Below are 18,434 nucleotides of genomic sequence, written 5' to 3'. Positions count from 1 at the left end.
AAGTGATTGTCGATCACCTGAATAAGTTGCGCGCGTGGTTGTTTGAAGATGCATTGCCGCTTTGGTTGAAAGCTGGCGAAGACGCTGCAAATGGTGGTTTTGCTGAGACCATCACGCTGGATTGTGAAGGCAGTGCGGATAACAGACGTGGTCGCGTCAATCCTCGTATGGTGTTTGTGTATTGTGAAGCCGGACGTCTGGGCTGGGATGGCCCCTGGATGAATGTTGCTCTGCGCACGCAAGCCTATGTGGAGCGGGTGTACGGCACTGCTGATGGATATATCGGTGCACTTGCTACACCAGATGGTAAGCTGCTCGACACTTCGTTTGATCTTTACAATCAAGCCTTTGCGCTACTGGCTCTTTCCAGCATTGCTGATGTGAACAGTGAACAGCGTGAGGAAGCCTGTGCGAAAGCTGGGGCTTTGCTTGATGTGTTGAAGAACCGCTTCAAGCATCCTGTTGCTGGCTTTCAGGAAAGTGAGCCTGCACGTGCGCCACTGGGTGCCAACCCGCATATGCATCTGTTTGAAATGTGTCTTGAGTGGGAACGTTCTGAGAATCTGAACACTGAGCAGAAAGCCGTCTGGTCTGGGTTGGCAGATGAGCTCGGCGAGCTTTGCCTCAAACACTTCATCTGCGAGAAAACGGGCGGTTTGCGGGAGTTCTTTGCGCTGGACTGGTCTCCGATGCCGGGTGATGAGGGCAGGGCGCTTGAGCCGGGGCACCACTTTGAGTGGGCTTGGTTGCTGAGCCGATGGAACAAGCTGCGTGGTGATGAGCGTGCCAAAGCTGCTGCTGCACGTCTCTTTGAGATTGCGGAGGTCTACGGTGTGGACCGTGAGCGCGGTGTTGCGGTGATGGGCATCAATGATGACTTCTCCATGCGTGATCCACTGGCGCGTCTGTGGTCTCAGGCTGAGTGGCTTAAAGGCTCTATCGCCATGCTGGAGAGTACTCCTGAGAGTGAGTGGCCTCGGTATCGCCAATCCATGCAGGATGCGCTGAAGGCGTTGGAGCTGTTCTTTGAGGATGTGCCAGCAGGTCTCTGGAAAGACAAGTTTTTGCCGGATGGTAGCTTTGTGAAGGAAGCGGCGCCGGCCAGCTCACTCTATCACATCATCTCGGCTATTTCTGAACTCGACCGTTTTTCAAAAACTGAGGTTGGGCAGAAAGTGGTTTCTTGTGAGAGCACTAAATAGCGGTTCCTGCAGTATAGATTGGGAGAATTATAATGGTTAAATGGGGTGTGCTCTCGACTGCACGGATTGGCCGCGACAAGGTTATTCCTGCACTTCAAAAAGCCAAGGGCGTCGAGGTTGTTGCGATTGCTTCTCGTAATGAGGAGAATGCGAAGAAGGTTGCTACTGAATTAGGTATTGAGAAAGCCTACGGCTCTTATGAGGCTTTACTGGCCGATCCTGATATTGATGTGATCTACAATCCGCTGCCAAACCACATGCATGTGCCAATGACGATTGAGGCTGTGAAGGCTGGAAAGCACGTGCTTTGCGAAAAGCCGATTGCGCTTGATGCAGATGAAGCGCGTCTTCTACTGGAAATGCCGGACAACCGCTTTGTTATGGAAGCCTTTATGGTGCGCGCGCATCCGCAATGGCAGCGGGCGCTTGAGATTGTTGAATCCGGTGAACTGGGCAAGCTGCAGAGCATTCAGGCGTTCTTTGGTTACAGCAATCAGGATCCGCAGAACATTCGCAATAAAGCAGAGCTTGGCGGTGGTGGGCTGATGGATATTGGCTGCTACCCGATTGTGGCGTCGCGCTACTTCTTTGATGCTGAACCAGAGCGTGTTGTGAGCCTTGTTGATCGTGACAAGAACTTTGGTACGGACCGTCTGACATCGGTGATGATGGACTTTGGTGAGGGGCGTCAGGCTCAGTTTACGGTCTCAACCCAGTCTGCTCCGTATCAGCGGATCAATCTGGTGGGGACAGCCAAGCGTCTGGAAATCCTCATCCCGTTCAATGCACCCGCTGGTGAAGAGACTATCTTGCGTCTCGATTCTGGCAGTTTGCCGGGGGATGGTGCGATTGAAGTGGAGCGCGTGGCTGCCTGTGATCAGTATACGCTGCAGGGAGAGCTGTTCTCTCGTGTGGTCAAAGGTGAAGAAGAGCTGCCTTATGGCGTTGCTGACGCGATCCAGAACATGGAAATCATCGATGCGATTGTTCGTTCTGAACGCAATGACAGCTGGGAGACCGTTGGGTCTCCCGACTGAATGTCTTGCTGGTGTTAGAGCATGTTGCGCTCATTTGCATTCACGCCTCATGCCCTAACTTCTTTATTTTGAGCGAATTCGTGTCGTTTGATTGAACACAATCAAACGACACGCGCTCTAGACTTTTTCGCCTCTGATGGAATACAGGTTGTCGCGATTGAGCGTGTTGAGATCGCGACGGCCACACAGTGCCATGGTGGTATCCAATTCCTTCTGGATGGTCTCCAGTGACTGTGTCACACCCTGCTTGCCGCCTGCGCCCAAACCGTACAGGAATGGTCTGCCGATGTAGGTGCCTTTTGCGCCGAGACAGATGGCTTTCAGCACATCCTGACCTGAGCGAATGCCACCATCGATGTGGATCTCCACCTTATCACCGACCGCATCCACGATTTCCGGCAGGATCTCGATGGAGGATGGTGCGCCGTCGAGCTGACGCCCGCCGTGGTTGGAGACGATGATCGCGTCACAGCCAGATTCAGCAGCGAGACGGGCGTCTTCCTTGTCCAGAATGCCTTTGAGGATCAGCGGGCCACCCCACCGTTTTTTGATCCACTCAATGTCATCCCAACTCAGGCGCGGGTCAAACTGCTCTGCCGTCCATGAGGACAGGGAGGAGAGATCGCCAACACCTTTTGCATGGCCGACAATGTTGCCGAAGGTGCGGTTCGGCGTTGTGAGCATTTTCATGCACCACATTGGGCGTGTTGCCATCTGCCAGATATGTTTTGGCGTAAACTTTGGCGGGGCAGACAAGCCGTTGCGCAAATCTTTGTGGCGTTGGCCCAGGATCTGCAGGTCGAATGTGAGAACCAGTGCAGAGCAGCCTGCGTTCTTTGCGCGATCGATCAGGGCGTTGATGAAGTCCCGATCCTTCATCACGTAAAGCTGGAACCAGAATGGTTTCGTGGTCTTCGCCGCAACAGCTTCAATAGAGCAGATGCTCATGGTTGAAAGTGTGAAAGGTACGCCGAACTCTTCAGCTGCCTGCGCTGCGAGAATTTCACCATTGGCGTGCTGCATCCCGGTCAGGCCGGTTGGTGCCAGCGCGACAGGCATGGAGACATCCTGTCCTACCATCTTGGTAGCAAGCGTGCGATCTGTCATGTCGACCGCGATGCGCTGACGCAGCTTGATCTTCGCGAAGTCGCTCTCGTTGGCCTGATAGGTGCTCTCAGTCCAGGAACCTGAGTCCGCGTAATCGAAGAACATCTTTGGAACGCGTCTGCGAGCGCGCTCTTTGAGGTCACTGATTTCTAGTATTGGTGCCATGTACGGGCCTCCCCCCGAAACATTAGTTTTTATGTATAGAGGGATTGCACGTATCGGTGATATGTCAACATTACATGTATACGACTTCAGTCTACCAGTATTGGGAAAAGCGTTATTCGCATTCATCTATGAATGCCGTAAGTACTCTGAAATATCTTTGAATTGACGGTACTGACTAAAGCGTAACGGTCAAATAACTATCTGAATTTGCTTGTTTTGTTTGTTTGCATAAACGTTTAGCGAGTGTCTGGTTGAGACTTCATCTTGCCTGGGTGCTGTTTGTGATATGTAACTGAAATATATCTCAAAAAAGCGACATAAGCTTACTTTGCTGATGCCTAAAAAATAGATTTAGTGAGTGAAATTACGTAGCTTGTCGATGTGTGTTTGTGGGGTGGGGACCTGAAATTTCATGTAAGAGCGAATGTAGATGAGCGAGGCGATGCTATAAAAGAGGGGCGTTGGCAGTGAGTGCTGGCCTTGCCGTCTCGTTGAGCAATCCGGGCGATGAGTTCTTCTGATTTTGCACAGCTGATACGGTGGGAAGCGGAGGTGCAGCTTCCCATTCTTAGTATATGTATGGGAGGATCAGAGAGGCTTTGTGCTCTTATTTCTTCTGCCGGCTGATCCAGGCCATCCAATTGTAAAACCAGTTCCGAAGGTTATCTCCGCACCGTTTAAGCACATTGGATATATAGTTCATGGCTTACCCTCCATGTGCAGTTTTGGCTGCCTCAATGGTGGGCTCAATTAGCTAAATGCAAATGAAAGAACTGCTTCAAGATTTAAGTTTGGATGGTGACCCCGAGTGTCACCTTGAGTTTTTTAATTTATTATACAGTTCAATGGTTTGCTGGTGTTACCTGTTTTTGTACCCCATAATCTACCCCACAAACTGAGTTTTCACGGCGCACTGGAGGTTAGTCTTCGAGGGCTTTTTTGTTGGGGTATGCCTCAGGGTATACCTTTTGAAGGTGCTGGGGCTCTCAAGTAATTTCTGGCTTTGGGTAGCGATCTGCGGCCTTTCCTTTGCCAAAGTATGCAACTGATAGCTTTCTTCGTCACTTGGTCATGCTCAAAGGCCATCGTGTTGCGCGCTTGGGGCGGTTATGATTCTGCTACTCATTCATAGCCGGAGTAGTGCCCATGCCTGCAGTAAAAGCCCTCGATCATTTAGCAGCTGAAGCCCTATGCAGTTCCTTTGGAATTGAGATTCTGCCCTACAATGTTCGCTTCCGTACCGGAGTAGATGCACCACCTCAAATATGCGGCTCCGCGCGTCTTCAGCGCCTCATAGAGCGTCATGGAGAGGATGTTGTATGGAAGGCTCTCTATGCCTTGCTGAATACCACCTACGACAGCAAACAGCTGCAATCGGCTGTTGTCAGTGCTCTGGTTGATCTGCTTCTTCAGTACCCGAGCTGGGGTGAACACTTGGGCGAATTTTGCGATGCTTTGGACAAGGTCAAGATTGGTGAGCTTTACGATATGTGCAGGAATGCACCTGGCATTGATGGCGCAGCCCCAAAGCGCCGTGTAATCTTTGCTGCCTACTTGGAAGTCTTACTGTTGCCTGAGATGGAAGCCAAAAGCCTGCTGTACGCGCCTGAGGGGCTGCTGGAAGCGGCTTAACTGTACCGGGGGAAGACCCTTCGTAGGCCCAGCGGAAGGGTAGCTTAATCCTTTAGATGGTGCCTAAACTTCCAGTGTTCATGGTCCTTGCCCCTTGGCTGCCGCGATAGCGCTGGTATAGCCACGCCCCTACCGCGATACAGCAACAGGGGCGAAAAGCCTGTCTGGGTGGTGTTCTGTTTAGTTCTTAACCAAAACCAACGTTGCACATCCCATCGTAAATTGTGATCTCCTCACCGCTTACGCTTATCAGTTTCCCCTCAACGCCCATGTCTCCGCCCATGAGGTAAACTTTGCCACGGTTAACCTCACCCGCTAGAAATGGCTGCTTCGTGTCAAGGTTCCCGAGAACAGAGTTTTTGAGTGGCAACTCCAACCCATCGCCAAACATCTCCATCAATTTCATGAAGTCAGTTTCAGTCTTCACCCATTCACCTGACTTGCTGATGGTTGTCTCGGACATGAACATGCATTTCACAGTAGCGGCAGAGGCTCCGCTGCAAATGGATAGGGTTAAGCAAAACGCTGCTGAGGCTAGCAAAGTAGATTTGTGAAACATAAAAAATTCCCATTAGAATATTGGTTTGCGGATCATGGCACCTGAAATAAATAAAGCAACTCCGCGGGTCGAAAACTAGCACGCTCTGGCAGGGTTTCAGCACGTATTGCCGTGGCTGTTGACAGCTACAACAAATCACACCATGGTATTTCGCAGCTGGCCGAAGGCTGGTGAGTGCATCAAACAGAGGTGCGCGGGGATTGGCCTCCCTGATAGTTACAAGGCGTTTCCACCACGCCACGCATCCCTGTGAGCGTGGTTTTCTATGGTCGGGCGAATGAGAGCGCGTATGCGCGCCGCTTCCTTGTAGCGGTAAGGCCAATCTTGTTTTGCCCGACCGCCAGAGATTGGCCTCTCTGCAGTTGGGTTTGTTCAATGCAAGGAACCCGATTATGCATACTTCAAGCAATTTCTCAGACCAGACAAACAGCTTGCTCCAAGTGGCAGTGGACTTCGTCGCGCAGCGCTGTGAGGTCAACTCTGTTGGGGAAGAGATCCATCTGCATGTGATCCTCACCCAAGATGAGATGAACCGGCTAGCGCTCTTTGGTGCGATGGTTGATGAGCTGGAAGATCCAGACAGCTATGAGTAGATCAGTGATGTTGGAGCCTGTCTAAGTGGTGGGCTCTACGTGCTTATTGCCTGCCCACTATGCCTGACACTAACAGCGTTTGGCCGAGCAGCTGTCGTGCCACTGTCGCGCTTCTCTGGAATTAGAGCTTCTTAGTTCCTGAATCTGAAGGGATATTCCCAGTTCTCTCGCGTTGCGATATCCGGTGGGTGCCTGTCGCGCCTGCAAGGGCAAGAGCTTTGCCAACTCCTTGGCTGGCTCATTCCCCAGATACAGAGGCGTGTCTGTTTGTGTTCTGATATCGAGTGTAATTACAAATAGTTGTCGAGCTTCCCGCTGTGAGGCACGGCTACCGGCTACCTAAGCTTGGTTGATCTGCTGGTTGCCCCGGTGGCAAGAGCGCGGCTTAGATATTGATTTCATTTGCTCATACCTGGTTGCTTTGCCGGTTGCTATCTGCTCTGCTTCGCTCTTCCCCCACTGGGGTAACAGCAGTCATCCCCTCGTTCCTCTTCAACCTTCAGCAAGAACCGGGGTGCCGAATTATTTTCGTATCCCCAAAATCACCCTTCAACAAAATAGAACATTGAATTAATTGACGTTTATGCAAGCTCTTCAAGCTCCTGTCGCCGGTCTACTAGCCTTGCGTAGTTTAACATTGTAGCCAGCAATCAATGTGAAGGTCAGGTCTTTGGGCAATTTGTAGCCCTTTTGGGCTCGCCCATAGCTGTCTTTTGAGATGTGCCCATATTTGGACCTATCCTCTGACAGGTCATTCAGCATCTTTCCAATGTCACGAAAGGCGTGTTTGTGCTGCTTGCCTGTATACTCAGCAAGCTCGCGACTGCACATTGTTAGAGGGTGTTTGCTATTCCGCTTGCTGATTGGTTTGCGGTCTGGTTTGTCGCAGGCTGGCTTAAAATTATACAACTCACTGTAACCACGCAGCTTTAGCCGCTTACTCGTTTTCAGAAAGCGCACCTCGCCTTGAAAGGTGGTCGCTCCTATCTGATCGAGAAACTGGTTTGCGCTTCACTGCTGCTGTGGTAATGAATTGAACAGAGCTTCAGAGTACCAAGAGTACCAGAGAGCCGTATTAAGCCTGTTCTGGGCGCTTTCTCATCCTCGCTTTGATATAATTCTGCTCATTTGCCTTGAAACTGTCTCATCATGGCTTCTAGCGCGTTTGCTGTGCTTTGATGGGGGAGGGGCGTTGCAGTGCTACGCTGGGCGTTTTAAAGCGTGCTGCAGTTCGATTTGAGCTTCTGCCTATGGTTGTGTGGCGTTTGAGAGTGTTTCCTGCTCTATACGCGCTTTCTAAGCCTCAGGGTGTGTAGTCCAGCTTTCCTCTTTGCTCGAGTGCTCTTGAGGGGCAAAATGGAGCAGATGCTGTGGTAGGGTCGAACTCTGCCGTTTTTCAGCTTTAGAGGCCTTGCTTACCTTCCCCTTTTAAAGGCCCTTAGAAGCAGAAAAAGGATATGAAATCAATCCATTGCACCTGTTTGGGTGAGGGAGTTGTTGTTTGCTTCTCACTCGCTTTTTAGAGCAGTTGGAAAGCAACGCCAAGCGGACAAAGGGGAGATCGGCCAAATGCAGCCAAAATGCGAAACTGAGTGAGTTCGTCAAAAGAGGGTGACTTTACATGTTTTCAGGGTTGGTGCTTTGATTTGTTTAACTTTTTGCGCCTGAACCTGACATGTAACCCCGCTGTTTTTTCAGCTGTAACGGGCCATTATGTGGGCTCCGCCACCGTAGCGGACTGAAAATACCGAAACACGGTCCCTAAACCGGGGGGGGTAGTTGGGTGGCCGTCAGGCTGGCTGGGTAGTCTTTCACGGCATCTTAGTCGGTGGCACTGAGTGAGGGCGCTTTGCGCTCAACATCTGTTACGGTTATCTGCCCCGCGATCCTGAGGCGGATCTCTGTCCAGTGCCGACCGAGTGAGGCACAAGGACCACTCGGCATTGTCCATCCGCTCTAACTGGAATTTGTTACCGGTGGCCACACCCTGCTCCCGCTGGCCTTATCAAATGTTAGGTTCACGTAATCTGGTCTCGTGCTCTGCTGTAGCTGCTATCCGTAGGAGCCTGAGCCGCTCTTGTGCGCGTCGTATGGAAATCTTTCGGTAAGTGTCAGGCTCAATAACTGCCAACACATCACCCCAAACATCGATCTCCCGAATGGTTGCGATAGCTTGGCGCTTTGCCTCTTCGACCTTGATTACGGCCTCATTCAATCTGCCCATATCGTCAAGAGCCTTTTGTGTGCACTCTTGGCTTTCAGGTGCTTCACGAAGGTTCTCGACCTTACTTATCAACCTTCCCGTAAGAGCATCAACAATAACAGACAGACAATCCCCGAACTGTTCTTCGACGGAACGGATGTATTCTTCTTTGGTCAGGTCAGTTGGTATGCTGTCACTCGGAAAATGGTTTGAACCCATGTGCTGTTGCTCCCTGCTGTAAGATTAAGGCGGCCTATCCGTAGATTTGTGCCTGGCCCCATGCGATAGCCCAGACAATCGACGACGCTGTAAGCGCCTTCAAGGTCCACTCAATCACGGTCATCTTTTGTTCTGCTGTGAGCTTGGTAGGCTGTTCTTGCATCGGTCTCTCCGTGGTTTCAGGTGTGGGATTGAGGCAGGGAGCAAGCGCCGGAGGCGCGTCCTCTCACCAGTCTGTGTGCTGTCAAATCGACCGAAATGAAAATCACCCCTTTTTGCTGTCTTTTTTGGACTGGTAGGGCTGATTATTCCGCTGGGCTGAGAGAGTGGCACGATGGAAACTGTATATATAGATCCGACGAAGCCACTTTGTTGGGTACTTTGGTGAAGGGCGTTTAAGCCGCTATTTTCTGCGGTTTGTGACCCGTCCCTCACCCCGATTTTGTATCTGCTTACGTGTCGTTTTTTTTACCGTCGGCAGTCGGTTTTTTTACCGTTGCGTGCTGTTATTTTTACCGTCTGGATCTGTTTCACGCCGCTTTTCTAGGCTCCTCAGGACGCCAATGCCTAAAGCACTCTGTTGCCTTCTGTTCACCGCATCTAAGCATGTCTGTAAAGCTGTAGGTGGCTCGCTGGCCTACACCCTCACGATGCAGGAAACCCTTTTCGACCAGCTCTGCAATCGCTTCTCTGGCCTTTCGATCTTTGCAGTTCAGGAGCGCTTTCACCCCATAAATATCGATTGGGAACTTGTTCTTCGAGCGGTACTTGTGGCTGGCCTTGAGGGTGATGTGCAGCTTGCGGCCCTCGTTCGAGAGGTAAATCCATGCTGGGATGTTCCGCCATTTACGGTAAAGCCTGAAGTGTGGCCAGCCTTTCTCATGCTCTGGCGGTGTAATCCGGTATTGCGCGGCCCTGTGCGCTAATGGGCCCTCCAAGGCTCCACCCTGTTCTTTCTGGAGCCAGTTGTACTCAACCAGTTCTTTCAATGCCGCGTGTGCTGTAGGTTCGCTTACTCGGGCCTTTTCAGCAGCCTCCCTGAGAGAGATTTGCACCGGCTCGTGGTTGTCGTTCTCGCAATCGAGAAACATCTCTGTGATGAGGGTTGTGGCTGCCGGAGAGATCCTTATCCAGATCGCTTGGGTTACCCACTTCTGGTAGACTCTAAAATGACTATCTTGTCTCACATGTCGCCGCTCTCTAACCCCGTGGCTTCTGCTTCCGTGCTCTTTGCGCCGTCCGCTCATGCATTGCACCTCGCTCTCAATCCGATCCAATTGAAGGGGAAAGGCCGCTTGCGCGACCCTTTTGTTAGGCTGCTTTTCTGGTTTTGCGATTCAGCAGGATTTCCTTCACCAACTCAGAGTCGAACTCTACTGTCTCCCCTTCCTCCGCAGGGTCGAATAGAGCCGGAAATAGCAGGCGCAGATGGGAAACAAGTTCAGTTTGGGCTCTCCAGCAGTCTTTCTGAAGTTTCTGGACTTGTTCCATCTGCCCAGTCACCCAGCTTGCTGGATGGTTATTGCCGTTGCCAAGTGCTTCTATGAGCCATTCCTGAGCTTGTGCGGCGAGATCAAGGGCGCTTGTATTTGGGGTGTTCTCAAGACAGATTACAAACTCGTCGTCAGTAAGTTCCGGATATTCAATGCGTGATAATAATTGCTTTTCCATGTTCATCTAATTGCCTTTCAAAGTGCTTGGGAGGGGCAAGGGGTTTCTCGGATCGTACGAGCCTCAACTAGGAAGCTCTCAGGCCGCAAGAGGGTGATAAAGCTGCGATTGTGCTTCACTTGTCGCTTGATCCAGCTGTGTTTGTGTAGGACTTTAAGGGCGCGGTTTAGAGGGTTGACCCTTAGTCCTGTTTCCCATCGCAAGGACTCGACGCTGGTGGCAATTGTCCAGTCTGGGAGCGGCTTTCCCGCCCAATGCCTTGAGCTTTTCTGACAAGCTAGCAGCAGGTGCAGATAGAGACGACATACGGCTGCGTCTGTAGCCCATTCCCATTGCAGGAAGTCCCTGCTTAGGCAGATGTAATCCGGTGATGGCTCAGCGGCCTTTCTGGTGCGTGTGAACAGGGTTTCTTCCTGCTCAGGGTAGACGCTGCTGTTTGCCGCAACAGCTCGCAGTTCAGTCATGCCGCTTTGCCTTCTGCAATTTGTGTATCGTCGTTGGCAGCTTGCTTGCTATCAAGCCAGCGTTCGATTTCATTGAGCCGCCAGCGTTGCCCTCTTGCTCCCTTGCTAATGTTGATTGGGGTAGGAATGTTGCAGGAAGGGTCTTTGCGAAGCGCCCACAGACGGTTGAGCGACAAGCCAAGGATCTCAGATAGCTCTGTGGCTGTGATCAGCTTTGGCAGTTCGTTTTTTTCAGTGTCTACGGTCTTCATTTCTCTATTCCTTTCAAAATTTGGGCACAAAAAAACCCGCATCGTGATGACGCGGGCATAAAAAAACCGCCTACAGATTGAGGCGGCAAAAAGCTTAGTCCATTAGAAGGCGGAATAAGCCCGTTGATTGTAAAGGCGTTCTATGTTCGGGGGTTACAATGCGCAGAACACGCAACACTCCCCAGTAGGATCTCGTATACTCTAAGCTACCCTAAAGTGAATAATAGCAATTTGGAATGAATTCATTCTTATCTCTAATGATTCAGGGTAAGCTTTTGTAATGATTTCATTAACTTCATCTCTGGTAGTTGTATTTTTTTAGTGAGCAATCAAAGGGCGTAGTTGAAGTACGTTCTTTTTAGTTTGCCCGGTTACGACATCTGCCCAATTTTGCATGATCACGCGCCTTTGCTCTAACAGGTCGGCCTGATTGTAGGAGCGCTCAACCTTCTTTCTCACCTCGTGGCCTTGCTGGATTTCAGCGGCATCGTAGGGAAGGTTCATTTCCGCTGCCCATGTGCGAAAGGTTGCACGGAAACCATGAGGTACATAACCGGTTTCATGTGCCTTCATCAGATCAGACATGGCGTTCTCATGCAGAAAGAGATCTCTTGCTCGTGAGTGCTTCGCTTGGCGGGGGAATAGGTAGCCGTTCCTTACATGCGGCTTCGAAAGCTCAATTATTCTGAGAGCCTCTTCGGTCAGGGGGATGCGTTGCGGTTTCTGATGCTGCCCAACCCTTCCTTTCATATCCTCAGGGGGGACATTCCAAACATCGTCTACAATGTCGGATAGCCTCATTCGCCTGATTTCTCCTGACCGTCTTGAAGTAAGAATAACTAGCTGTAGTGCTCGTGCTTGGACAGTTCCCAGCTCATCGAGCTTCTGATAATAAGCTGGAACGTCCGAGAGTGGCATCGACGGGAATGGTTCTGCTTGGCTGATTTGCTTTCCTAAAAGTCGCTTTGCTCGCTCTGTTGTGTCTAGTCGTACGTCAAGGCCCATGTCCACGGCATGAGCAAAGCCAATCTTCAGCCGTTGCATTGCCTTCTTTGCGACCTCTTGCTTGGAGTGCCAGATCGGTTTCAGAACCTTAATTAGATCAGCTGGAGAAACCTCTTCTATTGGTTTGCTACCAATCTTGGGAAGGACATGGGTGTTTAATGCTGACCACCACCGCCCATTGACACCTTCGCCCTTCAAGCCAGACTTCCGAGCCTCGAATGCCTGTTCTAGGACGTATTTGAGTGTCAAGCTGTGCTCTTGCGCCTCTAGCTGCTCTCGGTTGCGCTGGGCTACGGGATCTTTGCCTTCTTCCTTTACGGCTCGCCATTTAGCAGCCATCTCACGGGCCTGTTGGATGGGAACTGCGGGATAGGAGCCAAGGCCCATTTCTCGGCGCTTTCCCGTAATTGGGGAGGTGTAGATATATGCCCAGCTCTTTCTGCCTGATCCACTTGTAATGAAATACAGGCCTCCGCCATCACTTAACTTGCCGGGTGTCTTGCTCCGCAATTGTGCTGGTTTCAGGCGAAATAGGCTTGGCATGATAAGTACCCCTCAACGCTACCCCACAATCTACCCCACAAAATTCTCGCAATGGCGCATAATCTTGTACAAGCTAATGAGGCTCTATTGCACTATAAGGCCCTGATTTGCCTGAACTTTGCAAGATGTAATGAGAACTAAGGAAAAGTAGTATTGGTGACCCCGAGTGGATTCGAACCACTGACCTGCCGCTTAGGAGGCGGCCGCTCTATCCAGCTGAGCTACGGGGCCTTTAGGCGTGTCTTGATCCGTGACCGGATCAATCCGCTTAAGATGTTATCATCCGTTGAGGATGCAGCGCGTTTTCAAATATCATGAAATTTGGCTGTAGGCGAGATAGATTGCTTCTCTGTGAACAAGCTAGGTATCAGTTCATGCAAGAGAATTTGCTCAACCGGTGTCTTTGAGGTTTGCTCTCAGGGAGTTCTCGGGGGCGTTCTGACTGCATCGACCTGATATAATTCCCAAATAGGATTTTGTTGGTGGGTTGTTGTGTTGCGGAGATTTGTTGCTTTTTTCTGCTTTTTGTTGAGCTGTATAGGAACCGTGTTGGCGACGCCGTGTGATGAGCGTTCGGTTCTTGATGAGAACTTGCCGACCATCATGATGGAGGAGGTGCTCGCAAATCCATTGAAATTTACCGCGAGTGACGGTGAGTTTTATTATCTCGCAGATTTGACAATGCCAGAGCGGGATTTGTTGCTTGCTGATGACTTTTTTGAGGAACGGGAAGTCAGGGTAAAGGCGTTGATTGAGCAAAGGGATCGGTGGGGACGCCGACCTGCGATTCTGGTTGATCCTGAATTGGGTGATTTGTCGGTGAGGTTGGCCAAAGCTGGAATGGCCATTGTTAGGCCACAATTAAGAGCTTTCAATTGCTTGAAATTCCTTATTAATTTGGAGAGTGTGGCTCGCGAGAAAAATGTTGGATTATGGGTCATTAAAAATGTAATTAATGATTATAAGTCAATTAGCTACGAGCAAATCGGCCTTTATGGAATTGTGGAAGCCAAGCTGATTTCTGTTGGGCAAACACGATCCAAAACATACTTGAATTTTGGTGAGCGCTGGACAGAGGATTTAACCGGGATTATTCAAAGGGGAACGCTGGCGGATTTTTCGGAGTTCGGGCATGATCTTTCAGTGATGAAAGGTAAGCGAGTTCGCCTCAGGGGCGTTATGCAACTGAACCAAGGACCATTAATAGAGCTAAAGCACCCAGCGCAGTTGGAGCTTCTGGACTAAGGCAAAGAGCCGGAAACGCGAATGACTTTGAGTAGTGCATTGTCTGGATTTCAGACAAGCCTGAGAATTCTAGTGATATCTGCAATGACCGCAGCTCTTGTTGCGTGTCAGCTGATCGGCTCTGCCAATCAAGGTGCTCAAAAACCTGGTAGCTTGCGAACCGGACTTGGGAGCGACGTTGGGGCGAGAGAGCATCCGCGTGTCGTCGCGACTTATGGCGGTGTCTACAAGGATGGAAAGGCTGAAGCAGCTATTGCGCGTGTTGTTGGTGGTCTTGTTGCAGCTTCAGAAGACCCTGAAGCGCACTACCGCATAACTTTGCTCAATAGTCCTGCAGTCAATGCCTTTGCTCTTCCTGGTGGTTATCTTTATGTAACGCGCGGTTTGTTGGCGCTTGCCAATGATACGTCAGAGCTTGCTGCTGTGCTTGCTCACGAAATGGCACATGTGACAGCACGTCATGCGATCAAGCGCCAACGTCAGGCTGAAGAGGCTGAGTTCGTTACTAAAGTGATGACTAATATCGGCAAAGATCAGCAGACCATTGATGCCACAGTCAAAGAAAAGCAGGTGCAGTTCGCGCGCTTTTCTCAGGAGCAAGAGCTTGAAGCTGATGATGTGGGTGTGAGAACACTTGCAGGCGCTGGGTTTGACCCTTACGCTGCAGCGCGCTTCCTGAACACGATGGGGCAATTTGCACGCTATCAGCAGCTTGGTGGGCAAAGCAGTTCAGCGCCAGACTTTCTTTCTTCTCATCCAAACACGCCCGACCGTATTCAACGCGCTGTGCGTAGTGCACGGCAGATTGGTGCGCCGGGGATTGGTCTAAATGGTCGTGAAGACTATCTGACCAGCTTGGATGGCATGTTGTTTGGTGATGATCCGCTGGAAGGGTATGTCCGTGCGCGGCAGTTCCTTCACAAAGGCCTTGGCATCTCCTTCAGTGTGCCAAAGGGTTTTGTGCTTGAAAACTCTGCTGAGGCTGTGTTGGCGAGTAATAACTCCGGCACTGCCATGCGTTTTGATGGTGCTGATCTGACGGGATATGCCAGCTTAACCGATTACATGTTATCTGGCTGGATTAACGGCCTGATTGATAACAGTGTGCGACCGACCACGATCAATGGTCTGCCTGCTGTTATTGGCTCTGCAATTACAGATGGTTGGTCTTTCCGCATCGGTGTTGTTCGTATTGGCTTAACCGGATATCGATTTATCTTTGCAAATCGTTCGCCAACTGCTGTATTTACTCGAGATTTTGAGAAATCTCTTGGTAGCTTCCGACAGCTAAGCCCGACGGAACAAGCCCGCCTTAACCCGCTTCGAGTTAAGATTATTCAAGCTAAGGGTGGAGAGACGGCTCGTAAGCTTGCTGTTGGCATGAGCGGTATTGAGCCATCACGTCGGTTGGAGCTGTTCACAATCCTCAACCAGGTTAGGGCGAACCAACGCTTCAAGCCAGGTGAGCTCCTGAAGGTCATTACCGACTAGAGAAGCTTGTTTTTCAGGCAGTGTTATGAGCCGCTGGCTTCATAGCCATCCGAACGCGTGAGAGCGTCTTTTAACTTTTGCATTGCTCGCGACTCAATTTGCCGGACACGCTCCTTTGAAACACCCAGTTTCTTGCCAAGGGCTTCCAGTGTAACGCTTTCGTCTTTTAGCTTGCGGTCTTTAATGACGCGCTGCTCGCGTGGTGGCAGTGTTTTGATTGCATTAAAAAGACGGCGTTTTGCGCGTTCCTGGTCTAAGTGCACTTCGACGAGTTCGTCTGGCAGAGGTTCTTCAGCCGCGAGGGTGTCCTGAATCTGCAGGTTTGTTTCGCTACCTTTCAGGCTCGCATTGAGGGATGTATCTTTCCGGCCTAATCTGGAAGACATCATTCTTATATCCCTCAGTTTTGCTCCCGTCTTTTCTGAGATTTGCTGATGCAGCTGTTCCTCATTCAAATCAGGCTGTTTGCTTGAAAGTTCTGCTCGCATACGCTTGAAGCCGAAAAACAACATTTTCTGGCGAGATGAAGTTCCTCCGCGAACAATTGACTGGTTGCGGAGCACATAGTCCTGAATGAATGATTTGATCCACCATGATGCATAGGTGGCGAACCGGACGTCTTTGGAGAGCTGGAACCTGTTGGCTGCTTCCATAAGGCCAATATGGCCCTCCTGAATTAAATCAGAGAGCGGGACGCCGTAGGACTTGAACCGAAGTGCTTGAGCGATGACCAAGCGGGAGTGAGACAAGGAAAGCTTATCGAGTGATCTGTGATCGCCTCTGACAATCCAGCCTTCCAAGAGCTTATATTCTTCTTCTTTTGACAGATATGGGGCTTTTCTTGCCAGACGGGCAAGAGGCCCGAGACTTTGGTCTCTTTCATAATGAGCCATTTACGCCTCCCTCAATTAAATAGAGATACGACGCTGAAGTTCATTTGGATCTTTTGACAAAAAAAGAAAGCCCCGCTTGGAGCAGGGCTTTCTTTTAATCAGTTAGATTAGGAGAGGCTGATTAAGCTGCCTCTTCCTGACCTCCGCCTTCGCTATCAGTTGCTGGAGCAACTTTGGCAGCACGACCTGGAGACGTGGAAAGAACGCCTTCGATCTGTCTGATTGCTTCTGTGTCAGTCTGTTTTTGAACAGCTGCGATTTCACGTGCCATACGGTCTAATGCGGCTTCGTAAAGCTGACGTTCGGAGTAAGACTGTTCAGGCTGAGAATCAGAGCGATAAAGGTCACGAACAACTTCAGCGGTTGAAATAAGATCGCCAGAGTTGATCTTTGCTTCGTATTCCTGTGCGCGGCGACTCCACATGGTACGCTTCACGCGAGGTTTACCTGCGATGGTCTCAAGAGATTTCTTTACGGTAGATGCGTCAGACAGTTTACGCATTCCAACAGAAGCAATTTTTGCAACTGGAACACGGAGCGTCATCTTATCCTGTTCGAAGTCAATTACGAGGAGTTCAAGAGAGTATCCAGCTACGGTCTGCTCTTCAATTGCAGTAATCAATCCAACGCCGTGAGATGGATAAATGATGTGCTCACCTGTTTTAAACCCCTGACGCTGCGCGGTCTTTTTTGCGGGTGTGGCCATACGCTATACTTCTCCTGCGCAGTGGTTGTTTGCTGTCTGGGAGACGCAACCAACCTAGATGCAGCGCGTTCGCCGCATCTTTCTCTTTGGAAAAACGTGAAAAGTCCAATGTATGCGGAAAGCTACTTCTCGCATCAATTGGTTCCGCGTTCAAATGTGATCAGTCGAATTCTATGTTGTGGCTACTTCGGCGAATGCTGGAGTAAATTATTGTGCGCACTTCAATGGAACTGCGACCATAAAAAAACCTCCGAGTGGGGAGGGTGCAACCAGACTGCCAAATGACTTTAAAAAACTGTATAGCACATTATCCACGGATTTCCAACCTCTCTCAAGCAAGAGAGGAATTAAGACATCCGCGGATACTGTCTGGCAAATAATAAATATTTGGTAGCTCTAAGCTTTTGGGACTCTAGAACACGCTGCGCTCATTTACATTCACACCTCGTACTCTAGCATCTTTCGTTGAACGAATTCTTGTCGTTTGATTGCAGCCAATCAAACGGAATGCGCTCTAGTCGCCAGTGCCTGGCTTATCGGAGAAATACTTTTCGAGTTTTTCTGCAACACCATCAAACTCAGCAGCTTCTGGAAGCTGATCTTTCTTAACGGTCAGATTCGGCCACTTTTCTGCGTACTCAGCATTAAGCTCAACCCACTTTTCCAAGCCAGGCTCAGTATCTGGGAGAATTGCATCTGCTGGACATTCCGGTTCACACACACCGCAATCGATACATTCGTCTGGATGAATGACGAGCATATTCTCGCCTTCGTAAAAGCAATCGACCGGGCAAACTTCAACACAGTCGGTGTATTTGCATTTGATGCAATTGTCTGTGACGACGTATGTCATCGCAATCCTCTTAGTCTCTGGCGCTGCAAATTTGTCTGAAGACAAACGGCACGGGCTCTCGTGGCCCTGACGATTTTCTCGTCCTTTAAACTTGTGCTCTTTGCTACCGGTTTTCAGTGGGTAGTGCAAGCGCTGTCATAGGCGAAGAGATTGCAATATTGGGGCAAAATTTGCCTAAAGTGGTCGCTAAAAAGGATCAATTTCGTTGAAGCCCCGAATCCGGGCGATTTGGCGTCGATCTCGTTTCGTTGGGCGTCCTGCACCGGCCTCGCGCTTGGCAACCTGGACCTGTGTTTCCTTGGGCGGTGGAGGAGGGGACATGTCCTCATAAAGCAACTGTGCTTCAGGGGCAGGACCTCGCCGGGCGCCTAGTTTTAACACTTTAAGGATCAAAAGACGTCGCGGCATTGTGATCGTCAGTACATCACCGGGCTTTACAGCTATTTTGGCTGCCGCAATCTTATCTTTGTTCAATCTAACATGCCCGGACACTGCCAGCTTTTGTGCCAGTGTCCGAGATTTTGTTATGCGGGCATACCAGAGCCATTTGTCGATGCGAAGAGACTCTTGTGCTTCTGGTGTTGCCATATCAGTT

General features: G+C 50.3%; 20 protein-coding genes and 1 tRNA gene. 6 read left to right on the top strand and 15 right to left on the bottom strand.

The genetic code is table 11. The features are described 5' to 3' along the window. Positions 1-2: 2 nt before the first annotated feature. Both PsAD37_RS26465 and PsAD37_RS26460 read left to right on the top strand, forming a co-directional pair. Positions 3-1,202 carry an AGE family epimerase/isomerase gene (locus PsAD37_RS26465; RefSeq protein WP_063298624.1) on the top strand — a complete coding sequence of 400 codons (1,200 nt, stop codon included), beginning with the start codon at positions 3-5 and terminating at the stop codon, positions 1,200-1,202. A gap of 32 nt (positions 1,203-1,234) precedes the next feature. Further along, positions 1,235-2,239, top strand: a complete 1,005-nt coding sequence (locus PsAD37_RS26460; protein ID WP_063298623.1) for a Gfo/Idh/MocA family protein — start codon at positions 1,235-1,237, stop codon at positions 2,237-2,239. A 117-nt stretch (positions 2,240-2,356) separates the two neighbouring features. On the opposite strand, the gene PsAD37_RS26455 is transcribed toward PsAD37_RS26460, so the two are convergent. Then, positions 2,357-3,511, bottom strand: a complete 1,155-nt coding sequence (locus PsAD37_RS26455; protein WP_063298622.1) for an alpha-hydroxy acid oxidase — start codon at positions 3,509-3,511, stop codon at positions 2,357-2,359. Positions 3,512-4,657: 1,146 nt separating this feature from the next. Between PsAD37_RS26455 and PsAD37_RS26450 the strand changes: the two genes are divergently transcribed. Next, entirely contained in the window at positions 4,658-5,143 is a 486-nt protein-coding gene (locus tag PsAD37_RS26450; RefSeq protein WP_063298621.1) for a hypothetical protein, read from the top strand. Between the two features lie 187 nt (positions 5,144-5,330). On the opposite strand, the gene PsAD37_RS26445 is transcribed toward PsAD37_RS26450, so the two are convergent. Further along, positions 5,331-5,606: a hypothetical protein gene (locus PsAD37_RS26445; protein ID WP_063298620.1), complete on the bottom strand. Its 276-nt coding sequence runs from the start codon at positions 5,604-5,606 to the stop codon at positions 5,331-5,333. A gap of 488 nt (positions 5,607-6,094) precedes the next feature. On the opposite strand from PsAD37_RS26445, the gene PsAD37_RS26440 reads away from it, so the two are divergent. Further along, positions 6,095-6,295 (top strand): hypothetical protein, encoded by a 201-nt coding sequence (locus PsAD37_RS26440; RefSeq protein ID WP_063298619.1) that lies wholly within the window; start codon positions 6,095-6,097, stop codon positions 6,293-6,295. 594 nt (positions 6,296-6,889) lie between these two features. Here the strand turns inward: PsAD37_RS26440 and PsAD37_RS29660 are convergent. The 9 genes from PsAD37_RS29660 to PsAD37_RS26400 form a co-directional block, all read right to left on the bottom strand. Further along, complete coding sequence (locus tag PsAD37_RS29660; protein ID WP_063298685.1) at positions 6,890-7,126, bottom strand: Rha family transcriptional regulator; 237 nt, start codon at positions 7,124-7,126, stop codon at positions 6,890-6,892. A 1,174-nt stretch (positions 7,127-8,300) separates the two neighbouring features. Continuing rightward, entirely contained in the window at positions 8,301-8,717 is a 417-nt protein-coding gene (locus tag PsAD37_RS26430; protein ID WP_063298618.1) for a hypothetical protein, read from the bottom strand. A gap of 34 nt (positions 8,718-8,751) precedes the next feature. Continuing rightward, positions 8,752-8,880, bottom strand: a complete 129-nt coding sequence (locus PsAD37_RS29460; RefSeq protein WP_275078352.1) for a hypothetical protein — start codon at positions 8,878-8,880, stop codon at positions 8,752-8,754. Positions 8,881-9,247: 367 nt separating this feature from the next. After that, entirely contained in the window at positions 9,248-9,964 is a 717-nt protein-coding gene (locus PsAD37_RS26425; protein ID WP_063298617.1) for a hypothetical protein, read from the bottom strand. A gap of 64 nt (positions 9,965-10,028) precedes the next feature. Further along, the gene (locus PsAD37_RS26420) at positions 10,029-10,388 is read right to left on the bottom strand and encodes a hypothetical protein (protein ID WP_153039864.1); all 360 of its coding nucleotides are present in this window, start codon (positions 10,386-10,388) and stop codon (positions 10,029-10,031) included. Between the two features lie 17 nt (positions 10,389-10,405). Continuing rightward, on the bottom strand, positions 10,406-10,852 hold the full coding sequence (locus PsAD37_RS26415; protein WP_063298615.1) for a hypothetical protein: 447 nt from the start codon (positions 10,850-10,852) through the stop codon (positions 10,406-10,408). Then, positions 10,849-11,103: an AlpA family transcriptional regulator gene (locus PsAD37_RS26410; RefSeq protein ID WP_063298614.1), complete on the bottom strand. Its 255-nt coding sequence runs from the start codon at positions 11,101-11,103 to the stop codon at positions 10,849-10,851. The genes PsAD37_RS26415 and PsAD37_RS26410 overlap by 4 nt, the downstream gene beginning before the upstream one ends. 318 nt (positions 11,104-11,421) lie before the next feature. Further along, positions 11,422-12,651: a site-specific integrase gene (locus PsAD37_RS26405; RefSeq protein WP_063298613.1), complete on the bottom strand. Its 1,230-nt coding sequence runs from the start codon at positions 12,649-12,651 to the stop codon at positions 11,422-11,424. Between the two features lie 154 nt (positions 12,652-12,805). Further along, a tRNA-Arg gene (locus PsAD37_RS26400) sits at positions 12,806-12,882 on the bottom strand. Between the two features lie 315 nt (positions 12,883-13,197). Here PsAD37_RS26400 and PsAD37_RS26395 point away from each other — a divergent pair. Continuing rightward, the gene (locus PsAD37_RS26395; protein WP_244272576.1) at positions 13,198-13,896 is read left to right on the top strand and encodes a nuclease; all 699 of its coding nucleotides are present in this window, start codon (positions 13,198-13,200) and stop codon (positions 13,894-13,896) included. An 84-nt stretch (positions 13,897-13,980) separates the two neighbouring features. Beyond that, on the top strand, positions 13,981-15,387 hold the full coding sequence (locus PsAD37_RS26390) for a M48 family metalloprotease (protein ID WP_063298612.1): 1,407 nt from the start codon (positions 13,981-13,983) through the stop codon (positions 15,385-15,387). Positions 15,388-15,410: 23 nt separating this feature from the next. Here the strand turns inward: PsAD37_RS26390 and PsAD37_RS26385 are convergent, their stop codons facing one another. From PsAD37_RS26385 to PsAD37_RS26370, 4 genes are all read right to left on the bottom strand, one after another. Further along, a complete protein-coding gene (locus PsAD37_RS26385; protein WP_063298611.1) occupies positions 15,411-16,280 on the bottom strand; it encodes an RNA polymerase factor sigma-32 in 870 nt (289 codons plus the stop codon). A 121-nt stretch (positions 16,281-16,401) separates the two neighbouring features. Then, on the bottom strand, positions 16,402-16,986 hold the full coding sequence (locus PsAD37_RS26380) for a CarD family transcriptional regulator (protein WP_063298610.1): 585 nt from the start codon (positions 16,984-16,986) through the stop codon (positions 16,402-16,404). Between the two features lie 514 nt (positions 16,987-17,500). After that, positions 17,501-17,839, bottom strand: a complete 339-nt coding sequence (fdxA, locus tag PsAD37_RS26375) for a ferredoxin FdxA (RefSeq protein WP_057461898.1) — start codon at positions 17,837-17,839, stop codon at positions 17,501-17,503. A 186-nt stretch (positions 17,840-18,025) separates the two neighbouring features. Beyond that, positions 18,026-18,427 carry an RNA-binding S4 domain-containing protein gene (locus PsAD37_RS26370; protein ID WP_063298609.1) on the bottom strand — a complete coding sequence of 134 codons (402 nt, stop codon included), beginning with the start codon at positions 18,425-18,427 and terminating at the stop codon, positions 18,026-18,028. Positions 18,428-18,434: the final 7 nt, after the last annotated feature.

The sequence above is a fragment of the Pseudovibrio sp. Ad37 genome (assembly GCF_001623075.1).
GTDB lineage: Bacteria > Pseudomonadota > Alphaproteobacteria > Rhizobiales > Stappiaceae > Pseudovibrio.
Note: the sequence above shows the minus strand (reverse complement) of the source record. Positions and strands in the feature narration are given on the sequence as shown.

Bases quoted from the DNA above. Each gene is read 5' to 3' on its own strand.
- PsAD37_RS26460 (WP_063298623.1), top strand. From the start codon at position 1,235: ATGGTTAAATGGGGTGTGCTCTCGACTGCACGGATTGGCCGCGACAAG.
- PsAD37_RS26455 (WP_063298622.1), bottom strand. From the start codon at position 3,511: ATGGCACCAATACTAGAAATCAGTGACCTCAAAGAGCGCGCTCGCAGA.
- PsAD37_RS26450 (WP_063298621.1), top strand. From the start codon at position 4,658: ATGCCTGCAGTAAAAGCCCTCGATCATTTAGCAGCTGAAGCCCTATGC.
- PsAD37_RS26445 (WP_063298620.1), bottom strand. From the start codon at position 5,606: ATGTCCGAGACAACCATCAGCAAGTCAGGTGAATGGGTGAAGACTGAA.
- PsAD37_RS26440 (WP_063298619.1), top strand. From the start codon at position 6,095: ATGCATACTTCAAGCAATTTCTCAGACCAGACAAACAGCTTGCTCCAA.
- PsAD37_RS29660 (WP_063298685.1), bottom strand. From the start codon at position 7,126: ATGTGCAGTCGCGAGCTTGCTGAGTATACAGGCAAGCAGCACAAACAC.
- PsAD37_RS26430 (WP_063298618.1), bottom strand. From the start codon at position 8,717: ATGGGTTCAAACCATTTTCCGAGTGACAGCATACCAACTGACCTGACC.
- PsAD37_RS29460 (WP_275078352.1), bottom strand. From the start codon at position 8,880: ATGCAAGAACAGCCTACCAAGCTCACAGCAGAACAAAAGATGACCGTG.
- PsAD37_RS26425 (WP_063298617.1), bottom strand. From the start codon at position 9,964: ATGAGCGGACGGCGCAAAGAGCACGGAAGCAGAAGCCACGGGGTTAGA.
- PsAD37_RS26420 (WP_153039864.1), bottom strand. From the start codon at position 10,388: ATGGAAAAGCAATTATTATCACGCATTGAATATCCGGAACTTACTGAC.
- PsAD37_RS26415 (WP_063298615.1), bottom strand. From the start codon at position 10,852: ATGACTGAACTGCGAGCTGTTGCGGCAAACAGCAGCGTCTACCCTGAG.
- PsAD37_RS26410 (WP_063298614.1), bottom strand. From the start codon at position 11,103: ATGAAGACCGTAGACACTGAAAAAAACGAACTGCCAAAGCTGATCACA.
- PsAD37_RS26405 (WP_063298613.1), bottom strand. From the start codon at position 12,651: ATGCCAAGCCTATTTCGCCTGAAACCAGCACAATTGCGGAGCAAGACA.
- PsAD37_RS26390 (WP_063298612.1), top strand. From the start codon at position 13,981: ATGACCGCAGCTCTTGTTGCGTGTCAGCTGATCGGCTCTGCCAATCAA.
- PsAD37_RS26385 (WP_063298611.1), bottom strand. From the start codon at position 16,280: ATGGCTCATTATGAAAGAGACCAAAGTCTCGGGCCTCTTGCCCGTCTG.
- PsAD37_RS26380 (WP_063298610.1), bottom strand. From the start codon at position 16,986: ATGGCCACACCCGCAAAAAAGACCGCGCAGCGTCAGGGGTTTAAAACA.
- fdxA (WP_057461898.1), bottom strand. From the start codon at position 17,839: ATGACATACGTCGTCACAGACAATTGCATCAAATGCAAATACACCGAC.
- PsAD37_RS26370 (WP_063298609.1), bottom strand. From the start codon at position 18,427: ATGGCAACACCAGAAGCACAAGAGTCTCTTCGCATCGACAAATGGCTC.